Annotated in this window: 14 protein-coding genes; 8 read left to right on the top strand and 6 right to left on the bottom strand. The window is 70.1% G+C overall.

All coding sequences use genetic code 11. From position 1 onward, the window contains the following. Positions 1 to 80 precede the first annotated feature (80 nt). Entirely contained in the window at positions 81 to 1268 is a 1188-nt protein-coding gene (locus B042_RS0120365) for an ATP synthase F0 subunit B (RefSeq protein WP_028649891.1), read from the bottom strand. Between the two features lie 366 nt (positions 1269 to 1634). Between B042_RS0120365 and B042_RS0120360 the strand changes: the two genes are divergently transcribed. Together B042_RS0120360 and B042_RS24055 are read left to right on the top strand one after the other, a co-directional pair. Further along, positions 1635 to 2192 (top strand): gamma carbonic anhydrase family protein, encoded by a 558-nt coding sequence (locus B042_RS0120360; protein WP_028649890.1) that lies wholly within the window; start codon positions 1635 to 1637, stop codon positions 2190 to 2192. Positions 2193 to 2703: 511 nt separating this feature from the next. Next, positions 2704 to 2910: a hypothetical protein gene (locus B042_RS24055; protein ID WP_051415881.1), complete on the top strand. Its 207-nt coding sequence runs from the start codon at positions 2704 to 2706 to the stop codon at positions 2908 to 2910. Here the strand turns inward: B042_RS24055 and B042_RS0120350 are convergent. From B042_RS0120350 to B042_RS0120330, 5 genes are all read right to left on the bottom strand, one after another. Continuing rightward, positions 2905 to 4095 carry a sensor histidine kinase gene (locus B042_RS0120350; protein WP_028649889.1) on the bottom strand — a complete coding sequence of 397 codons (1191 nt, stop codon included), beginning with the start codon at positions 4093 to 4095 and terminating at the stop codon, positions 2905 to 2907. The genes B042_RS24055 and B042_RS0120350 overlap by 6 nt on opposite strands. After that, positions 4092 to 4949 (bottom strand): sensor histidine kinase, encoded by an 858-nt coding sequence (locus B042_RS24050; protein ID WP_155989266.1) that lies wholly within the window; start codon positions 4947 to 4949, stop codon positions 4092 to 4094. Before B042_RS24050 ends, B042_RS0120350 begins: the two co-directional genes overlap by 4 nt. Positions 4950 to 5025: 76 nt before the next feature. Then, positions 5026 to 5862, bottom strand: coding sequence for an ABC transporter permease (locus B042_RS0120340; protein ID WP_028649888.1), 837 nt, complete (start codon positions 5860 to 5862; stop codon positions 5026 to 5028). A gap of 45 nt (positions 5863 to 5907) precedes the next feature. After that, positions 5908 to 6906, bottom strand: a complete 999-nt coding sequence (locus B042_RS0120335) for an ABC transporter ATP-binding protein (protein WP_028649887.1) — start codon at positions 6904 to 6906, stop codon at positions 5908 to 5910. Positions 6907 to 7144: 238 nt separating this feature from the next. Beyond that, positions 7145 to 9346 (bottom strand): (Fe-S)-binding protein, encoded by a 2202-nt coding sequence (locus tag B042_RS0120330; protein ID WP_028649886.1) that lies wholly within the window; start codon positions 9344 to 9346, stop codon positions 7145 to 7147. A 599-nt stretch (positions 9347 to 9945) separates the two neighbouring features. On the opposite strand from B042_RS0120330, the gene dnaK reads away from it, so the two are divergent. From dnaK to B042_RS0120300, 6 genes are all read left to right on the top strand, one after another. Then, positions 9946 to 11796, top strand: coding sequence for a molecular chaperone DnaK (gene dnaK, locus B042_RS0120325; protein ID WP_028649885.1), 1851 nt, complete (start codon positions 9946 to 9948; stop codon positions 11794 to 11796). 43 nt (positions 11797 to 11839) lie between these two features. After that, positions 11840 to 12568 carry a nucleotide exchange factor GrpE gene (grpE, locus tag B042_RS0120320; protein ID WP_028649884.1) on the top strand — a complete coding sequence of 243 codons (729 nt, stop codon included), beginning with the start codon at positions 11840 to 11842 and terminating at the stop codon, positions 12566 to 12568. A gap of 143 nt (positions 12569 to 12711) precedes the next feature. Further along, the gene (gene dnaJ / locus B042_RS0120315) at positions 12712 to 13875 is read left to right on the top strand and encodes a molecular chaperone DnaJ (RefSeq protein ID WP_028649883.1); all 1164 of its coding nucleotides are present in this window, start codon (positions 12712 to 12714) and stop codon (positions 13873 to 13875) included. Then, a complete protein-coding gene (locus B042_RS0120310; RefSeq protein WP_036555756.1) occupies positions 13872 to 14351 on the top strand; it encodes a heat shock protein transcriptional repressor HspR in 480 nt (159 codons plus the stop codon). The genes dnaJ and B042_RS0120310 overlap by 4 nt, the downstream gene beginning before the upstream one ends. 86 nt (positions 14352 to 14437) lie before the next feature. Next, positions 14438 to 17047 carry an ATP-dependent chaperone ClpB gene (gene clpB, locus B042_RS0120305; RefSeq protein WP_028649881.1) on the top strand — a complete coding sequence of 870 codons (2610 nt, stop codon included), beginning with the start codon at positions 14438 to 14440 and terminating at the stop codon, positions 17045 to 17047. Then, positions 17044 to 17304, top strand: a complete 261-nt coding sequence (locus tag B042_RS0120300) for a hypothetical protein (RefSeq protein WP_028649880.1) — start codon at positions 17044 to 17046, stop codon at positions 17302 to 17304. The genes clpB and B042_RS0120300 overlap by 4 nt, the downstream gene beginning before the upstream one ends. Positions 17305 to 17313 lie beyond the last annotated feature (9 nt).

The following is a 17313-nucleotide window of genomic DNA, read 5'->3' as shown; positions in this document are numbered from 1 at the left end:
GGGCTGTGTCCTTTCGAACCTCCGCTCCGCTTCGACCCGCCACCACCCCGTGGCGCGGCGCCGCGTTCGGAGAACGGTTCCTAGTCCCTGCGGATGATCCGCACACCTTCCTCGGAGGCCGGGGGCTCCTGCTGACCGAGCTCCGGCCTGCGGTAGACGCCGGTGAAGCCGTCGGCGTCACCGGCGGCCGGAGGCGTGGGGCGCTGCGTCCCGCCGGGGGCCGCCGGTCCGTCCGGTGCGGGCCCCTGGACGGGGGTGCCGCGCGGCGGCTCGGCGGGGGTGCCCGCCTGAGGAGGACGCTGCGCCGTTCCGCCGCCGGGCTGCTGCGTCGGAGCCTGGCCCGGCCTGATCCGAACCGTAGCGTCGTCGTCCCGGCGGATCGGCGGGATCCTCGTGGTCGCCTCGTCCTGGTCCCGACCGACCGGCGGGATCCTCGTGGTCGCCTCGTCCTGGTCCGGGGCCTGCTGAGGGGCGGGGGCCTTGGCCTCCTCCTTCTTCGGCTCCGGCTTGGGCTGAGCAGCCACGGGCCTGGCGGCCTGCGGCCCGCCCGCTGGTGCGGGCTTCTCCGGGGCCTTGGGCTCCTTCTCCGCGGCCTCCTTGGCGGCCTGCGCCGCGTCCTCACGGGAGAGCCCGGTCTCCAGGGCACCGGCCTTGTCCTCGGCCTCCACCAGGTCGGCCAGGGTGAAGTGCATGTCCTTGAGACGGCGCAGCGCCTCGGCGTGCGTGGCGGTGAGGGTCGCCAGCCTGCGGTCCGCCGTGTCGTGGATCTTCTTGGCGCGCGCCTCGGCCTCACTCAGGCGCCGGTCGCCCTCGGTCTTGGCGTTCTTGCGGAGCTCGTCGGCCTCCTGCTTGGCGTCGGAGACCATCGTGTTGGCCTCCTCCCGAGCGGAGGAGACGATGCGCTCGGCGTGCTCCTCGGCATCCTTGCGGTGCTTGGCCAGCTCCTCCTTGGCCTTGTTCTCCCGCTCCTGGATCTCGGCGTCGACCTTGGCCCGGCGCTCCTTGGCCTCCTCCTCGGTGATCCTCAGGATCTCCGCCATACGCTCGCTGATCTGCTCGTGCTCAGGCTTGACCTGGGCCTTCTCACGAGCGACCGCGAGGTCGCGCTTGGTCTGCTCCAGCTCGTCGTCCATGCGCTGGAGACGCTCGCGGAGGTCCTTGGACTGGTTGTCCATCCGTACGTAGTAGTCATCGACGTGCGCCTTGTCGTAACCGCCCTTGCGCACCGTCGGGAACCTGTCCTGCTGCAATCCGCCGCCCGGCAACATCTCGTTATGCGCCTTTCATGTCCCTCACACCCTTCGACCGAACTTTGCGAAAGGTGCTGATTACCCCGTACCCAGTTGGTTCGGACACCCACCGTGGAAACGACTCCACCGAGGGCCCCTCTCCCTCGCCGCACCGACCGGCCAGACGGGGGTCACCAGCCGAAAGCGGAGTGTGATGTCGCGCATACCCTATAAAGGACCAAGGTAGACACGCCTGACACCACCGCGTCAAGCGCTGTGAGGGGTACCGTGCCGTGTGAACCCTGGTCACGTCCTACTAAGGTATGCGCGATCATCCCCGTGCGAGGGCCGAGCGGTCAACTCACCCTCGGCCCGCACCGGCCGCGAGTCTGTGGAGGACACGAGATGGACAGTGCGCCGCACAGCGGCCCCGAGGGCACCCGCCCCAGGATCGGCCGGGCCGCCTTCGGCGAACCCGACGTCCATCCCAGCGCGTGGGTGGCGCCCGGCGCGGTCGTGGTCGGCCGTGTCCGCCTCGGTGCCGCCAGCAGTGTCTGGTACGGCTCGGTCCTGCGCGCCGACACCGAGGACATCGTGGTCGGCGAACGGGTGAACATTCAGGACCAGTGCGGCATGCACTCCGACCCCGGACAGCCCGCGATCCTGCACGACGGCGTCAGTCTCGGGCACAAGGCGATGGTGCACGGAGCGGTCGTGGAGGAGGGCGCGCTCATCGGGATCGGCGCGATCGTCCTCGGCGGTGCCCGCGTGGGCGCGGGCGCGCTCGTGGCCGGGGGCGCCCTGGTCCCCCCGGGCAAGACCGTGCCGCCGAACACGCTGTGGGCGGGTGTCCCCGGCAAGGTGGTCCGGGAGCTGGACGACGACGACCGCGCCGTCCTGGAGCACACCCCCGCCCATTACGCGGACCTGGCGCTGCGCCACAGGGACGTGACCTGGATCTGAGGGCCGGGTCACCGCGCCGCGGACGACCGCTGAGGGTGGTGGTGGGCGACAGTGAAAAGAAGCTGCGGCCCAAGGCCATCGTTTGAGGGTGGTGGCGGGCGACAGTGAAAAGAAGCTACGGCCCAAGGCCATCGTTTGAGGGTGGTGGTGGGCGACAGTGAAAAGAAGCTACGGCCCAAGGCCATCGTTTGAGGGTGGTGGCGGGCGACAGTGAAAAGAAGCTACGGCCCAAGGCCATCGTTTGAGGGTGGTGGTGGGCGACAGTGAAAAGAAGCTGCGGCCCAAGGCCATCGTTTGAGGGTGGTGGTGGGCGACGGGTGGGCTGACTAGACCGGGTAGGTCCCACATCCCCCCCTGGTCCTCACGGGTCATGCGCGGGCGGCACCGGGCGGCGTAGCGTTGGATCGAAGGCACGCCCCGTGGTCCGGGTCCGTCGCACCCGCACACGCCGCTCCGGCGGCGGGGGCTCCCGTCGACTCGCGGCGCCCCTGCTTCCGGGAGGTGAGTGTTCGTGGACCGGGTCCCGGCCACCCGCCCACGCGATCCGCTGAGCCTGCACGACCACGTCGCGCTGGACGAGATCGAGCTGTACGCCGAGGTCCTCATCGCCGTGGCGGACGCACGGCGGCCACTCAGCCGGGCGGAGATCGACCGCGTCCTCGGCGTGCGGTGCGCGCTCCACCCGCGCCGACACCGCGGATCGGCTAGCGGGTCATAGGGGCAGGACGGCGCGCAGCAGGAACCCGCCGTCGGTGGTCGGTGCGGCGGTGAGCGACCCGCCGATCCCGGCGACGCGTTCGGACAGGCCCACGAGGCCGCTCCCGGGGAAGGACCCGGGGTCCCCGACCGGATGCGCCCTGTCGTTGGACACCTCCACCACGAGTGTCCGGCCGTCGCTGGTGGGGGTGAACCCGAGCCGGCACTCGGCGGCCTCGCTGTGCCGCAGTACGTTGGTGGCACCCTCCCGGACGACCCACGCCGCGGCCGCCGCCGCCCGGGAGCGTGGATCCACCAGTCCCAGCCCGGTGACCACGGCCTCGGTCCCGTCGGCACGCAGGGCCGTGCACGCCGATGCCACCTCCTCGGCCAGGTCCGCGTCCCGGTCCCCTCTGACCGCCGACCGCACCTGTTGGAGCGATTGCCGTGCCAGTTCCCGCACCTCGGCGATCTCCGACTCCGCCCGTTCGGGGGCCCGTTCGGCGAGGCGTGCGGCCAGTTCGGCCTTGACCGACAGCGCCGACAGGCTGTGGCCGAGCAGGTCGTGCATGTCGCGGGAGAAGCGCAGCCGCTCGTCCGCCACCGCCAGCAGGGCCCGCGCACGCTGGGTCCGCACCGCGTCCCTGGTGATGTCCCACATCCAGACGGACAGCAGGACGCTGGCTCCCAGCAGGAGACCGTAGACGACGGCGAAGGCCTGCGTGAGGGCGTAGGGGAGCACGTGGATCTCGAACCGCGTCACCGGAACGAGGCACCAGTGCAGGGCCAGCAGCACAGCCGTAAGGACCACGCCCCGTCCGGGACGGGCGACGAACACCGCGACGCTCCACCACATCGCCATGGCCAGGACACGGAACACCGGGTTCAGCAGCAGCGCGCAGAAGAGCGCCAGCACGGCGAGCGATCCCCAGTAGAGCCACGGAGCGGCGTTGCTGCGACCGTCCACCCTGTCCCGGAAGAGGAGCCCGAGGAGGACACAGGACACCGTCCCGGGAAGCAGCGCGACGGCGGAGGGCCACACCGAGAAGCCCGCGTAGTGGGCGCTCATCGCGTCCAACGGGGCCATCAGGGGTACCAGCAGGATGATGAAGCCCACCAGCCCCATCGTCACCCACCAGGCGATCCGCAGCCTGCGCCCGCCCACCTCGCCGTCGGTCGCCTCCCCCGGCACGGAATCCGGGGTCACCGAAGTTCCCCGCCCACGGCCGGGGCGGCCGCACCGATCCGTTCACGGGCCGCCCGGGCGTCCTCCCCGTCGCGGTAGCCGCTCACCACCGCGCGCACACGCTGGAGCGACTCGCGGGCGAGCGCCTGAACCGCGAGCATCTCCTCGGCCGCCCGCCCGGGATCGTCGGCCACCAGGCGTCCGGCGCGCTCGGAGCGCACGGACAGCTCCGACAGGCTGTGGCCCAGCAGGCCGTCCATATCCCGGGAGAAGCGCAGCCGCTCGTCCGCCACCGCCAGCAGGGCCCGCGTGCGCCGTGCCTGCACCGCGTCCCTGGTGACGTCCCACATCCACACCGTGGCCACGATGGTCGCCGCCACCAGGAGGGCCTGGAAGAGGGAGGCGCCCCACATGGCGAGGAACACCGGGAACGGGGAGCCGTGCGGGACCACCGCGTAGAGCAGCCAGGGCAGGACCGGGAGGAGCACCGTGACGACGGCGACGCGCCGCCGGGGCGCGGCGTAGACGACCGCGCCCCACCAGGTGGCGAGCACGGGCGAGGAGAAGAGCGGGGACACGAACAAGCACATCGCCCCGGCCAGGGCGAACGATCCCCAGAAGAGGAGGGGGCCGGCGTCCTTGTCGGCACCTTCCACCCTGCACCACTCCACACGGAAGAGCACGGCCGCCGCGGCAGCGGCCAGGACCAAAGCGACCGGGAAGCGCCACGACGGGGGCCCGTCCTCGGCCCTGAAGACGACATCCATCAGGGGCCAGGTGAGCATCCCGACGGGGCCGCAGCACAGGGTGAACAGGACGATGGCCCGGCAGACCCGGAGTTTGAACACCTGCCGCCCGTCTGCACCATCAGCCATCCGGTTCCTCCCGTTTCAGACGCTTACCGCCACGGTAGCCCGGCAGCCGGGGTCCTACCGGCACCGGACGACCTGTTCACGGCTTGCGGGGATCCCAGACAAAGAAGCGGCGCACCGCCAGCGCAAGGAGCGCGATCCACGCGAGCATGATTGCGATCGAGGGCAGCGCCGCCGCCCACAGGCCGAGGTAGCTCTTCTCCTCGGCTCCGGTCGCGCCGCCGAAGACGTCGTACCCGGTGTAGGCGGCCTGCATCAGCTCGGCCGGAGGCACCGAGGGAATGAGGCCCACGACCTGTCGGACGTCCTCGGGCAGGAACTCCAGGGGGAAGACGCCGCCGCTGGCGAAGAACAGGATCATCATCGGCACCATGCCCACCAGCTGTGCGCTCTCGGAGGTCCTCGCCAGAGGGGTCAGCGCCAAGCCCATGAGGGTGAAGACGACACTGCCGAGCAGGACCGAGGCCAGGGCCATCAGCGGGTCCCGGGGTGGGGATCCGCCCAGCGGGACCAGGATGACCAGAGCCATGAGGAGGACCGCCAAGAGGGAGAAGACGGTCACCACCCCGATGATGCCGCCGAAGATCACCGGCTGGGAGACGCCGCTGACCCGGAAGCGTTTGAGTACCAGCGCCTCGCGCCGGGAAGTGAAGACGTTGGAGGCGTGCCCCATGCCCAGCATGAGGCTGGTGATTCCCATGACGCTGATCATGGTCATCTCGCCCATACCGAACCCGGCGACGATCTCGTCGTCGGGCTGCTGAAGGGCGATGAAGGCGAAGAACAACGGTAGGGCGAGGAACATCCACGCCGTCTTGTAGCGGACGAACAGCGTGAACTCGGTGCGTGTGAGTCTGAGGACCTGTCGCGCGGTTCCGGGGGACCTGCGGGTCCGGACAGGGGCGGCGGTGGTCATGGCGGTCTCCTCGAAGCTTCCGGGACTGGGCAGGGACGGAGGCGGTCAGTCGCCAACCAGGTCGGCGGCACCGTCGGCGACCTGGAGGAAGACGTCCTCCAGGGAGGCGCCCCGCACCTGGAGGCGGCGCAGCGCGGTTCCGTGGGCGGAGGCCCACTCCAGGAGGGCGGTCACCGTGTGCTGCGCCCGCAGCTCGGTGTCGCCGCCGGTGACCGTGTAGGTAACCCACAGGGTGTCGCCGCGGCTCTCCACCGACAGCTCGGCTCCGGGGAGCCCGGGGAGGTCAGCGGTCCGCACGTCCTCGGCGAGGGCGAAGCCCACGCGGTCGCCCCATCCGGAGAGGACGGCCTCGAGCGTGCCCTCCACACCGACCTCGCCCCGGTGCATGATCGCGAGGCGGTCGGCGAGCCGCTCGGCCTCCTCCAGGTAGTGGGTGGTGAGCAGGACCGCGGTCCCCTCATCCTTGAGGCCCTGGATGATCCGCCAAGTGTCGATGCGGCCCTCGGCGTCCATACCGGTGGTGGGCTCGTCCAAGTAGAGGACCTCGGGGCGGGTCAGCAGCGCCAGGGCCAGGTCCAGGCGCCGCTTCTGCCCGCCGGAGAGCTGCCGGACCAGCACCTTCGCCTTGTCTGCCAGACCCACCAGTTCGAGGACCTCCCCGGTCGGCCGCGGGTCGGCGGCCAGGTCGTAGGCCAGGTCCAGGCTCTCCCGGACGCTGAGGTCCTCCATGAGCGCGCTGCCCTGGAGGACGGCGTTGGTGCGCTCGCGGACCCCGCTCGGCTGTCCGTGGGGGTCGCGGCCGAACACGCGGACGGTGCCGGAGCTGGGCCTGCGGAAGCCCTCCAGCGTCTCGATGGTGGTGGTCTTCCCGGCGCCGTTGGTACCCAGGAGCGCGAACAGCTCACCCGGATGGATCTCGAAGGAGACGCCCTTGACGGCCTCGAAGTCCCCGTAGCGCTGGTGGAGGTCGCGGACGGCCACCGCGGGTTCGCCGGTGGGGCCGGACCCGGTGGCCTCTGCTGCGGTGCGCGCTGTCGTCGTCATGGACCCAGGATCCCGAAGGCCCGGTGGTGTCCGGAAGACACCGTTGTCACCGGCCCACCGTGCGGAATCACCTGGGGGGACACTGACGAATGTCATACGGACCGGCGGGGCCGGTACCGATCGCGGTACCGGCCCCGTGTCGGCCTCCCCGGTGCCCGAGCCCCCGGCAAAGGACCGCGCCGCGGGCGTCCTCCGAGGGCGGTGGCGGGCGACAGCCGGGCCCGCGAGGCAGCATGAACTAGACGGGCTCCTTCTCACCCTCGGCGGGCTTGTCGCCCTTGACCGAGCGCAGCAGGAGCTGGGAGACGTCCACGACCTCCAGCGACTCCTTGGCCTCGCCCTTGGACTTCTTCTCGTTGATGGCATCGCCGAGCATGACCTGGCAGAACGGGCACGCGGTGGAGACGGTGTCGGGGTTGGTGGTCAGCGCCTCGTCCACACGCTCGGTGTTGATGCGCTTGCCGATCCGCTCCTCCATCCACATGCGGGCCCCGCCGGCGCCGCAGCAGAAACCCTTCTCCTTGTGGCGGTGCATCTCCTTGGTCTTGACGCCGGGCACCTGCGCCATGATGTCGCGCGGCGGCGTGTAGACCTTGTTGTGGCGGCCCAGGAAGCAGGGGTCGTGGTAGGTGATGTCCTCGTCCACGCTCTGCACCGGGGTGAGCCGACCGTCCTCGACCAGCGCGGCCAGAAGCTGGCTGTGGTGGACCACCTCGTAGGTACCGCCGAGCTGCGGGTACTCGTTGGCGAGCGTGTTGAAGCAGTGCGGGCAACTGGCCACGATCTTGGTGACGCCGGCCTCGTTCAGCGTCTCCACGTTCTGCTGGGCGAGCATCTGGAAGACGTACTCCATGCCCAGGCGGCGCGCCGGGTCACCGGTGCAGGCCTCCATCCCGCCGAGGACGGCGAACTTGACGCCCGCGATGTCCAGCAGTTCGGCGATGGCCTTGGTGGTCTTCTTGGCGCGGTCCTCCAGGGCGCCGGCGCAGCCGACCCAGAACAGGTACTCGGTGTCCTCGTCCAGCTTGTCGTCGACGACCCTGACCTCGACCGGGTTCTCCTGCTCGGCGAGCTCCTGGATCCAGTCCATCCTCTTGTCCTCGGCCATACCCCAGGGGTTGGCCTTGTTCTCGAGGTTCTTGAGGAGGGTGTTGGCCTCGGACGGGAAGTTGGACTCGACCATGACCTGGTAGCGGCGCATGTCGAGGATGTGGTCGATGTGCTCGATGTCCACGGGGCACTGCTCGACGCAGGCGCCGCAGTTGGTGCACGACCACAGCTCGTCCGGGTGGATGACGCCGCCCTCCTCCTCGGTGCCGACGAGCGGCTTGTTGAGGAGGGCGAGGACGTCGACGCCCGCGTGGGACTCGTCGGGCTTCTCGGCGAGGGTCTCCTCGGTGATGCCCTGGAGCAGGTACGGGGCCTTCTCGTAGGCGTGCGCCTGGAGGTCGAGGATGACCTTCTTGGGCGAGAGCGGCTTGCCGGTGTTCCACGCGGGGCACTGGGACTGGCAGCGTCCGCACTCGGTGCAACTGGTGAAGTCCAGCAGGCCCTTCCAGGTGAAGTCCTCGATCTTGCCGGCGCCGAACGGGTCCTCGTCGGGGTCGGCCTCCTCGAAGTCGAGGGGCTTGGTGCCGGAGCCGTCCATCATCTGCTTGGCGGCGCCGTGCGACGGGGTGCCGTCCGCCTTGCGCTTGAAGTAGATGTTGACCGGTGCGAGGAAGCGGTGCCAGCCCACGCCCATGGTGAGGTTGACCGCCAGCACCACGAAGAACGCGTAGCTGATGATGAGCTTGAACGCGGCGACCAGGGCGATGGCGGGCTCGGCGACGGCCGCGTCACCCGGCATGAACGTGCCGACCGCGTACGAGATCGGGGTGGCCCAGACGGGGAAGGGCAAGGCGTCCATCGCGGCCTTGAGGCCGCGGATCGCGAAGATCGCGATCAGCAGGCCGATGATGTAGGCCTCGACGTAGTACGCCGTCCAGTGCCTGGAGTTCATGAAGCGGGACTCGCGGCCGATCCGCTTCGGGCTGTTGATGAGGCGGTAGGCGGTCAGTCCGAGGATGCCGACGAGGCTGGCACCCGCGATGATCTCGATGGCCAGGCCGTAGACGGTCCAGTCGTCGATGACCGGCAGGTGGAAGTGCGGGTCGAACACCTCGCCCTGGGCCTCGATGACGGTGAAGACCAGAAGCGGGAAGGACACCATCACGAACCAGTGGGCCACGCCGACCCACGGACGCTTGATCATCCTCGTGTGTCCGAGGATCTCGATGAGCGTCATGGTGAGCCGTTGTCCGAACGGCCCCTTGCGCTCGGGCTCCACCGGGCGGCCGATACCCACGGTTCGCACGATCTTGCGGATCGCGAGAGCGAACATGGTGAGCGCGACCACGGCGAAGACCGAGGTGATGATGCCCAGTGTCAGGTACAGCATCGTCCGTGGCCTCCCATCCTGATCCTGCTGCGTCATCCGGTGCGCCACACACCGGCGGTCGAAACTATGTTACTAGCGAGTAATAGCGCGGCGGCCACCGCCCCGCCCCCGCCGGGTGAACGGCGGGCACCGCACCGACGGCGACTCCCGAAAGGGCCGGATCACAGACCCCGGACCGACCCGGTGGCGGTCGGCGCGGCGCGGCCGCGCGGGAGCGCCGGAGTCTACCCCGGCCACACCATCCACACCCTTATGTGTAGCTGACGAACGGGTGCGGCGAACGCCGGGGGTATCCGTGTTCCCACCCGTCACCTGTATCGGTGCCGCCCAGAGCCGCCGTAGAGCGCCGATCCGGCCGCCGGCCCGCGTGAGATTCCACGCCGAGCCCCAGGGATTTCCCCGACCCCGGGTCAAGGTTTCCCCGGGATCGCCCCTTTTTCCTCCCCGAAAGCCCTCCGAGCGGGAACACCACGGCGGGACCGGCCGTTGTCCACCTGTAGACACCGCCTTGAGTCTGATCGACTCAACTGATTTGACAGTGATGATCAGACGAAGCAAACTTACGTGTGAACGACTCAACCTTGACGGAGGTACCAACCATGGCTCGTGCGGTCGGAATCGACCTCGGTACGACGAACTCGTGTGTCGCGGTCCTGGAGGGCGGCGAGCCCACGGTCATCGCCAACGCCGAAGGGGCCCGCACCACCCCCTCCGTCGTCGCCTTCGCCAAGAACGGCGAGGTCCTCGTCGGTGAGGTCGCCAAGCGCCAGGCCGTCACCAACGTCGACCGGACCATCCGCTCGGTCAAGCGCCACATCGGCACCGACTGGTCGGTGAAGATCGACGACAAGACCTTCAACCCGCAGCAGATCAGCGCCTTCATCCTCCAGAAGCTCAAGCGCGACGCCGAGGCCTACCTCGGCGAGGACGTCACCGACGCGGTCATCACCGTGCCCGCCTACTTCAGCGACTCCCAGCGCCAGGCCACCAAGGAGGCCGGCACGATCGCCGGGCTCAACGTCCTGCGCATCATCAACGAGCCCACCTCGGCGGCCCTGGCCTACCACCTGGAGAAGGAGGACGAGGCGACGATCCTCGTCTACGACCTCGGCGGCGGTACCTTCGACGTCTCCCTGCTGGAGGTCGGCGACGGCGTCGTGGAGGTCAAGGCCACCAACGGCGACAACCACCTGGGCGGCGACGACTGGGACCAGGCGGTCGTGGACTGGCTGGTCGAGCGGTTCAAGAACGCCAACGGCGTGGACCTGTCCAAGGACAAGATGGCCCTCCAGCGCCTGCGCGAGGCCGCGGAGAAGGCCAAGATCGAGCTGTCCAGCTCCAGCGAGTCGGTCATCAACCTGCCCTACATCACGGCCTCGGCCGAGGGCCCGCTGCACCTGGACGAGAAGCTCAGCCGCGCCGAGTTCCAGCGCCTGACCTCCGACCTGGTCGAGCGGACCAAGACCCCGTTCCAGCAGGTCCTCAAGGACGCGGGCATCCAGCTCAGCGACATCCACCACGTGGTGATGGTCGGCGGCTCCACCCGCATGCCCGCCATCGTGGACCTGGTCAAGGAGATGACCGGCGGCAAGGAGCCCAACAAGGGCGTCAACCCCGACGAGGTCGTCGCCATCGGCGCCTCGCTTCAGGCCGGTGTGCTCAAGGGCGAGGTCAAGGACGTCCTGCTGCTGGACGTCACCCCGCTGTCGCTGGGTATCGAGACCAAGGGCGGCGTGTTCACCAAGCTCATCGAGCGCAACACGACCATCCCGACCAAGCGCTCGGAGATCTTCACCACGGCCGACGACAACCAGCCGTCCGTGCAGATCCAGGTCTACCAGGGCGAGCGCGACATCGCCCAGTACAACAAGAAGCTGGGCGTCTTCGACCTGAGCGGTCTGCCCCCGGCGCCGCGCGGCGTGCCGCAGATCGAGGTCACCTTCGACATCGACGCCAACGGCATCGTCAACGTCACCGCCAAGGACCTGGGCACCGGCAAGGAGCAGTCCGTCACCATCTCCGGCGGCTCGGCGATGTCCAAGGACGACATCGACAAGATGGTCCGCGAGGCCGAGGAGTACGCCGAGGAGGACCGCAAGCGCCGCGAGGAGGCCGAGGTCCGCAACAACGCCGAGTCCCTCGTCTACCAGACCGAGAAGGTCATCGCCGACAACGAGGACAAGGTCCCGGCGGACGTGCGCTCCGAGACCGAGGCGGCCGTCGCCGAGCTGAAGACCGCCCTGGAGGGCACGGACGTCGAGGCCATCCGCACCGCCAGCGAGAAGGTCGCCCTCTCCAGCCAGAAGATCGGTTCCGCGATCTACAGCCAGGGACAGGAGGGCGCCGCGTCCGGGGAGGGCCAGCAGACCTCCTCCGACGACGCCGACGTCGTGGACGCCGAGATCGTCGACGAGGACAACGGCAAGGGCAAGGGCACCCAGTCCTCCTAAACCGGAGCCGGGGGACGAGTCGAGTAAGGAGGGCACATCGGACATGGCGCTGTCGGACGAGACGAACGGCACCGGCGACGGTGAGGAGCCCCAGGGGCCGGTGATCCGCGACAACCGCCGGATCGACCCGGAGACGGGCGAGGTCCGGACTCCGAAGGACGCCGAGGAGAAGGCCGCAGGCACCGGGGAGGGGGACGCGCCGGCCGAGGAGGCCGTCGAGGTCCCCGACACCCCCGAGGAGGTGGTCACCGAGGCGATCAACGCGGACGAGCGGGTCATCGAGCTCACGGGCGACATCAAGCGGGTCCAGGCGGAGTACGCCAACTACCGCAAGCGCGTCGAGCGCGACCGGGTCGCCGTCCGGGAGACGGCCACCGCTCAGGTGGTCGGCGAGCTCCTGCCGATCCTGGACGACATCGGTCGCGCGCGGCAGCACGAGGAGCTCACGGGCGGCTTCAAGGCGGTGGGCGAGGCCCTGGAGGCCACGGCCACCAAGCTCGGACTGGAGCGGTTCGCCGAGGCGGGCGAGGAGTTCGACCCGAACCTGCACGAGGCCCTCACCCTGGTACCCACACCAGAGATCTCCGTCCAGACGGTGATCGAGGTGTTCCAACCCGGGTACCGGATCGGTGAGAGGATCCTCCGTCCGGCCCGCGTGGTCGTCGGGGACCCGGTCGAGGACGCCGGTGACGGTGCCGAGGACACCGGGGCCGCCGAGGCCGCGGACGACGCCCCCTCCGACGGGGGCGAGGGGTCGGACGACCAGAAGTAGCGGGTACGCCCGTGGGCCCTACCGGGCCGCGTCCTCTCCGCGGAGAGGACGCGGCCCGGGGGCCGCACCCGGTGCCGTCGGAGGCCGGGGAAGGTGGAAGTATCGGACGCAAGCCGGGACCAGCGGGAGAAGGCAACCAGTCGATGAGCACCAAGGACTACCTGGAGAAGGACTACTACAAGGTCCTCGGAGTCTCAAAGACCGCCTCGAAGGACGAGATCAAGCAGTCCTATCGCAAGCTCGCCCGTGAGAGCCACCCCGACGCCAACACCGACGATCCCAAGGCCGAGGAGCGCTTCAAGGAGATCTCCGAGGCCTACAACGTCCTGTCGGACGAGAAGCGCCGCAAGGAGTACGACGAGGCCCGGTCCCTGTTCGGCGGTTCCTACCGGCCGGGCGGCGCCGGTCCGGGCGGTTTCGACATGGGCGACCTGTTCGGACGCGGCCCCGGCGGCGGGGGCGGCACGGGCACGGGCGGTGAGCGCCTCGGTGACCTGTTCGGCGGCCTGTTCGGCGGCCGGGGCCGTGCGGGCGCCGCCCGCAGCAGGCGCGGCAGCGACGTCGAGACCGAGACCACCCTGACCTTCCGCGAGGCGGCCGAGGGGGCCACGCGCTCCTTCCGCCTCTCCAGCGAGACCGCCTGCGCCTCCTGCAAGGGCACCGGTGCCAAGGCGGGCACCGCCCCGCGGATGTGCGCCAAGTGCAGCGGCACCGGGCACGAGAACACCAACCTGGGCGGCTTCTCGCTGTCCGAGCCGTGCGGCGAGTGCAAGGGCCGCGGCCTGGTGGTCGACGACCCCTGCACCGAGTGCAACGGCAGCGGGCGCGGCAAGAGCACCCGCACCATCCAGACGCGGATCCCCGGCGGTGTCTCCGACGGTCGCAGGATCCGGATCAAGGGCAAGGGCGCCCCGGGCGAGCACGGCGGGCCCGCAGGCGACCTGTACGTCGTCGTCCACGTGAAGGAGCACCCGGTGTTCGGCAGGAGCGGCGACAACCTCACCATCACCGTGCCGGTGACCTTCCCCGAGGCCGTCCTCGGTGCTGAGGTCCGGGTCCCCACTCTCAACGGGTTCCCGGTGACCGTGAAGGTCCCGCCGGGCACGCCGAACGGCCGCACCCTGCGCGTGCGCGGCAAGGGCGCCGCCCGCAAGGACGGCACCGTCGGCGACATGCTCGTGACGATCGAGGTCACGGTGCCCCAGAACGTCAGCACCGACGCGCGGGAAGCGCTGGAGAAGTTCCGCTCCGCGACGACCGACCACGACCCGCGCGCGGGACTAGAAGCGCGGGCGAAGGACGTGTGATCGACGTGAACGACTCCTTCGGCGCCGACGCACCGGTCTACGTGATCTCGGTGGCGGCGGAGCTGGCGGGCATGCACCCGCAGACCCTGAGGCAGTACGACCGGTTGGGCATCGTCTCGCCCGGCCGCGCGTCCGGGCGGGGGCGCCGCTACTCCATGCGGGACGTGCAGATGCTGCGCCAGGTGCAGCGCCTGTCCCAGGAGGAGGGCATCAACCTCGCGGGCATCAAGCGGATCCTCGAACTGGAGCACGAGGTCGACCAGTTGCGCGAGCAGGTCTTCCACCTGGCCAACGAGCTGGAGGCCGCGCGGCGGGCGGTGGCCCGGCGCGGCCGTCCCGCCGAGGGCGGGCGCGGCGGGGAGCTGGTGCGCCGCACCCGCGTAACGATCTTCAACACGGCCGAGAGGCCCGACGAGCAGAACCCGGGCGGCAGCCCCGGCGATGGCCCGCAGGGCCAAGGAGACACACAGGGCTGACGGGCCCCGGACACGGCGCCGCGGGGGCGCGTCCACCCAAGGATAGTCACCTTCAGTGACATGACTGGTGAAAGGGGTCACGGGAGATGAACGAGAAGTTCACCAAGAAGAGCCAGGAAGCCCTGTCGACCGCCGTCCGGCGCGCCACAGCGGACGGTAGTCCGGAGGTGGACCCGCTCCACCTGCTGGCCGCGCTGCTGGGGCAGGCCGAGGGGGTGACCCGCCCACTGCTCAAGGAGGTGGGCGCCGACCCCGATGTGCTCACGGGCCGGGTCGAAGCCGCGATCAGCGCACTGCCCAAGGCCGCCGGTTCGACGGTCAGCTCGCCCAACTCCTCACGCCGGCTGATCGTGTCCCTCAACACCGCCGCCCAGCGCGCCCGGCAACTGGAGGACGAGTACGTCTCCACCGAGCACCTGCTCGTCGGGCTGGCCGCCGACGGCGGGGAGGCCAAGAGACTGCTGGGCGAGGTGGGTGCCACCCCCGAGGCGCTCCTGGAGGCGTTCGAGCGCGTGCGCGGCACCGGCAAGGTCACTTCGGAGAACCCCGAGGACACCTTCCAGGCGCTGGAGAAGTTCGGTGTGGACCTCACCGAGCGCGCCCGCGAGGGCAAGGTGGACCCGGTGATCGGCCGTGACGGGGAGATCCGCCGGGTGATCCAGGTGCTCAGCCGCCGCACGAAGAACAACCCGGTCCTCATCGGCGAGCCCGGTGTCGGCAAGACCGCCGTCGTGGAGGGGCTGGCCCAGCGCATCGTCGCCGGGGACGTGCCGCAGTCGCTGCTGGGCAAGCGCCTGGTGAGCCTGGACCTGTCCGCGATGGTGGCGGGCGCCAAGTACCGGGGCGAGTTCGAGGAGCGGCTCAAGGCGGTGCTCTCGGAGATCAAGGAGTCCGAGGGCCGGGTCATCACGTTCATCGACGAGCTGCACACCATGGTCGGCGCGGGCGCCGCCGAGGGCGCCATGGACGCGGGCAACATGCTCAAGCCCATGCTCGCGCGCGGCGAGCTGCGGATGGTGGGTGCCACCACCCTGGACGAGTACCGGGAGAGGATCGAGAAGGACCCGGCGCTGGAGCGCCGGTTCCAGCAGGTCATGGTGGGCGAGCCCTCCTCCGCCGACACGATCGCGATCCTGCGCGGGCTCAAGGGCCGCTATGAGGCGCACCACAAGGTGCAGATCTCCGACGCCGCGCTGGTGGCCGCCGCGACCCTGTCCGACCGCTACATCACCGCCCGGTTCCTGCCGGACAAGGCGATCGACCTCATCGACGAGGCGGCGTCCCGGCTGCGCATGGAGATCGACTCCAGCCCGGTGGAGATCGACGAGCTCCAGCGGGCCGTCGACCGCCTGAAGATGGAGGAGATGGCGCTGGCCAGGGAGTCGGACCAGGCCAGCCGCCAGCGGCTGGAGCGGCTGCGCGCCGATTTGGCCGATCGGCAGGAGCACCTCAACGCGCTGGTCGCCCGGTGGGAGCAGGAGAAGGCCGGGCTCAACCGGGTCGGTGAGCTCAAGGGGCAGTTGGACGACCTGCGCACCCGCGCCGAGCTCGCCCAGCGCGAGGGCGACTTCGACGAGGCGTCCCGGCTGATGTACGGGGACATCCCGAAGCTGGAGAAGCAGGTCGAGGAGGCCTCCACCGCGGAGGAGGAGGCCGCGAGCTCCGGCGACACCATGGTCAAGGACGAGGTGGGCGCCGACGAGGTGGCCGACGTGGTCTCCTCCTGGACCGGCATCCCCGTGGGCCGCCTGATGGAGGGCGAGACCTCCAAGCTGCTGCGCATGGAGGACGAGCTGGGGCGGCGGCTCATCGGCCAGAAGGCCGCCGTGGCCGCGGTGTCCGACGCGGTGCGCCGCGCCCGCGCGGGCATCTCCGACCCCGACCGGCCGACGGGCTCGTTCCTGTTCCTGGGCCCGACCGGTGTGGGCAAGACCGAGCTGGCCAAGGCCCTGGCGGAGTTCCTGTTCGACGACGAGCGCGCGATCGTGCGCATCGACATGAGCGAGTACTCCGAGAAGCACTCGGTGTCACGGCTGGTGGGTGCGCCCCCCGGATACGTGGGCTACGAGGAGGGCGGCCAGCTCACCGAGGCGGTGCGGCGCAGGCCGTACACGGTGGTGCTGCTGGACGAGGTGGAGAAGGCGCACCTGGAGGTGTTCGACACCCTGCTCCAGGTCCTGGACGACGGTCGGCTGACCGATGGTCAGGGTCGCCACGTGGACTTCCGCAACACCATCCTCATCCTCACCTCGAACCTGGGATCGCAGTTCCTGGTGGACCCGTCGCTGGAGGAGTCCCAGCGCAGGAACCGGGTGATGGACGTGGTGCGCGCGACGTTCAAGCCGGAGTTCCTCAACCGGCTGGACGACGTGATCATGTTCGACGCGCTGTCCACGGAGGAGCTGACCCGGATCGTCGACCTCCAGGTGGACAAGCTGGCGCGGCGCCTGGCCGACCGGCGCCTAGGGCTGGAGGTGACGCCGGCGGCCCGCGACTGGCTGGCGCTGGCGGGCTACGACCCCAACTACGGGGCCCGGCCGCTGCGCCGCCTGGTGCAGTCGGCCATCGGCGACCCGCTGGCCCGGGAGCTGCTCTCGGGCGAACTGGCCGAGGGCGACACCGTGGAGGTGGACGTGGAGGAGACCGCCGACCGGCTGAGCGTGGGTCGCAGGAAGGCCGTCGAACCGGAGCTGTGACCGAGCGGTGCGGGGCCCGTCCCGGGGCGGGCCCCACGTGTGTGCCCGGGGTCGGCCGAATCCACCGCCTGCGGCCGCGCCCCGGCCCGGCCCTACCGGGAAAGGGACAGCACCGCCGCGCGCTGCCCGACCTCATCATCGCCGTGACCGCCGAGGCCCACGGGGCGACGGTCGTCCACTACGGCAAGGACTACGACCTCATCTCGGCGGTCACCGGCCAGCCCACCCTGTGGATCGTCCCCGCCGGTACGGTCTGACCGCAGAAC

The sequence above is a fragment of the Nocardiopsis sp. CNT312 genome, assembly GCF_000515115.1.
Taxonomy (GTDB): Bacteria; Actinomycetota; Actinomycetes; order Streptosporangiales; family Streptosporangiaceae; genus Nocardiopsis.
Note: the sequence above shows the minus strand (reverse complement) of the source record. Positions and strands in the feature narration are given on the sequence as shown.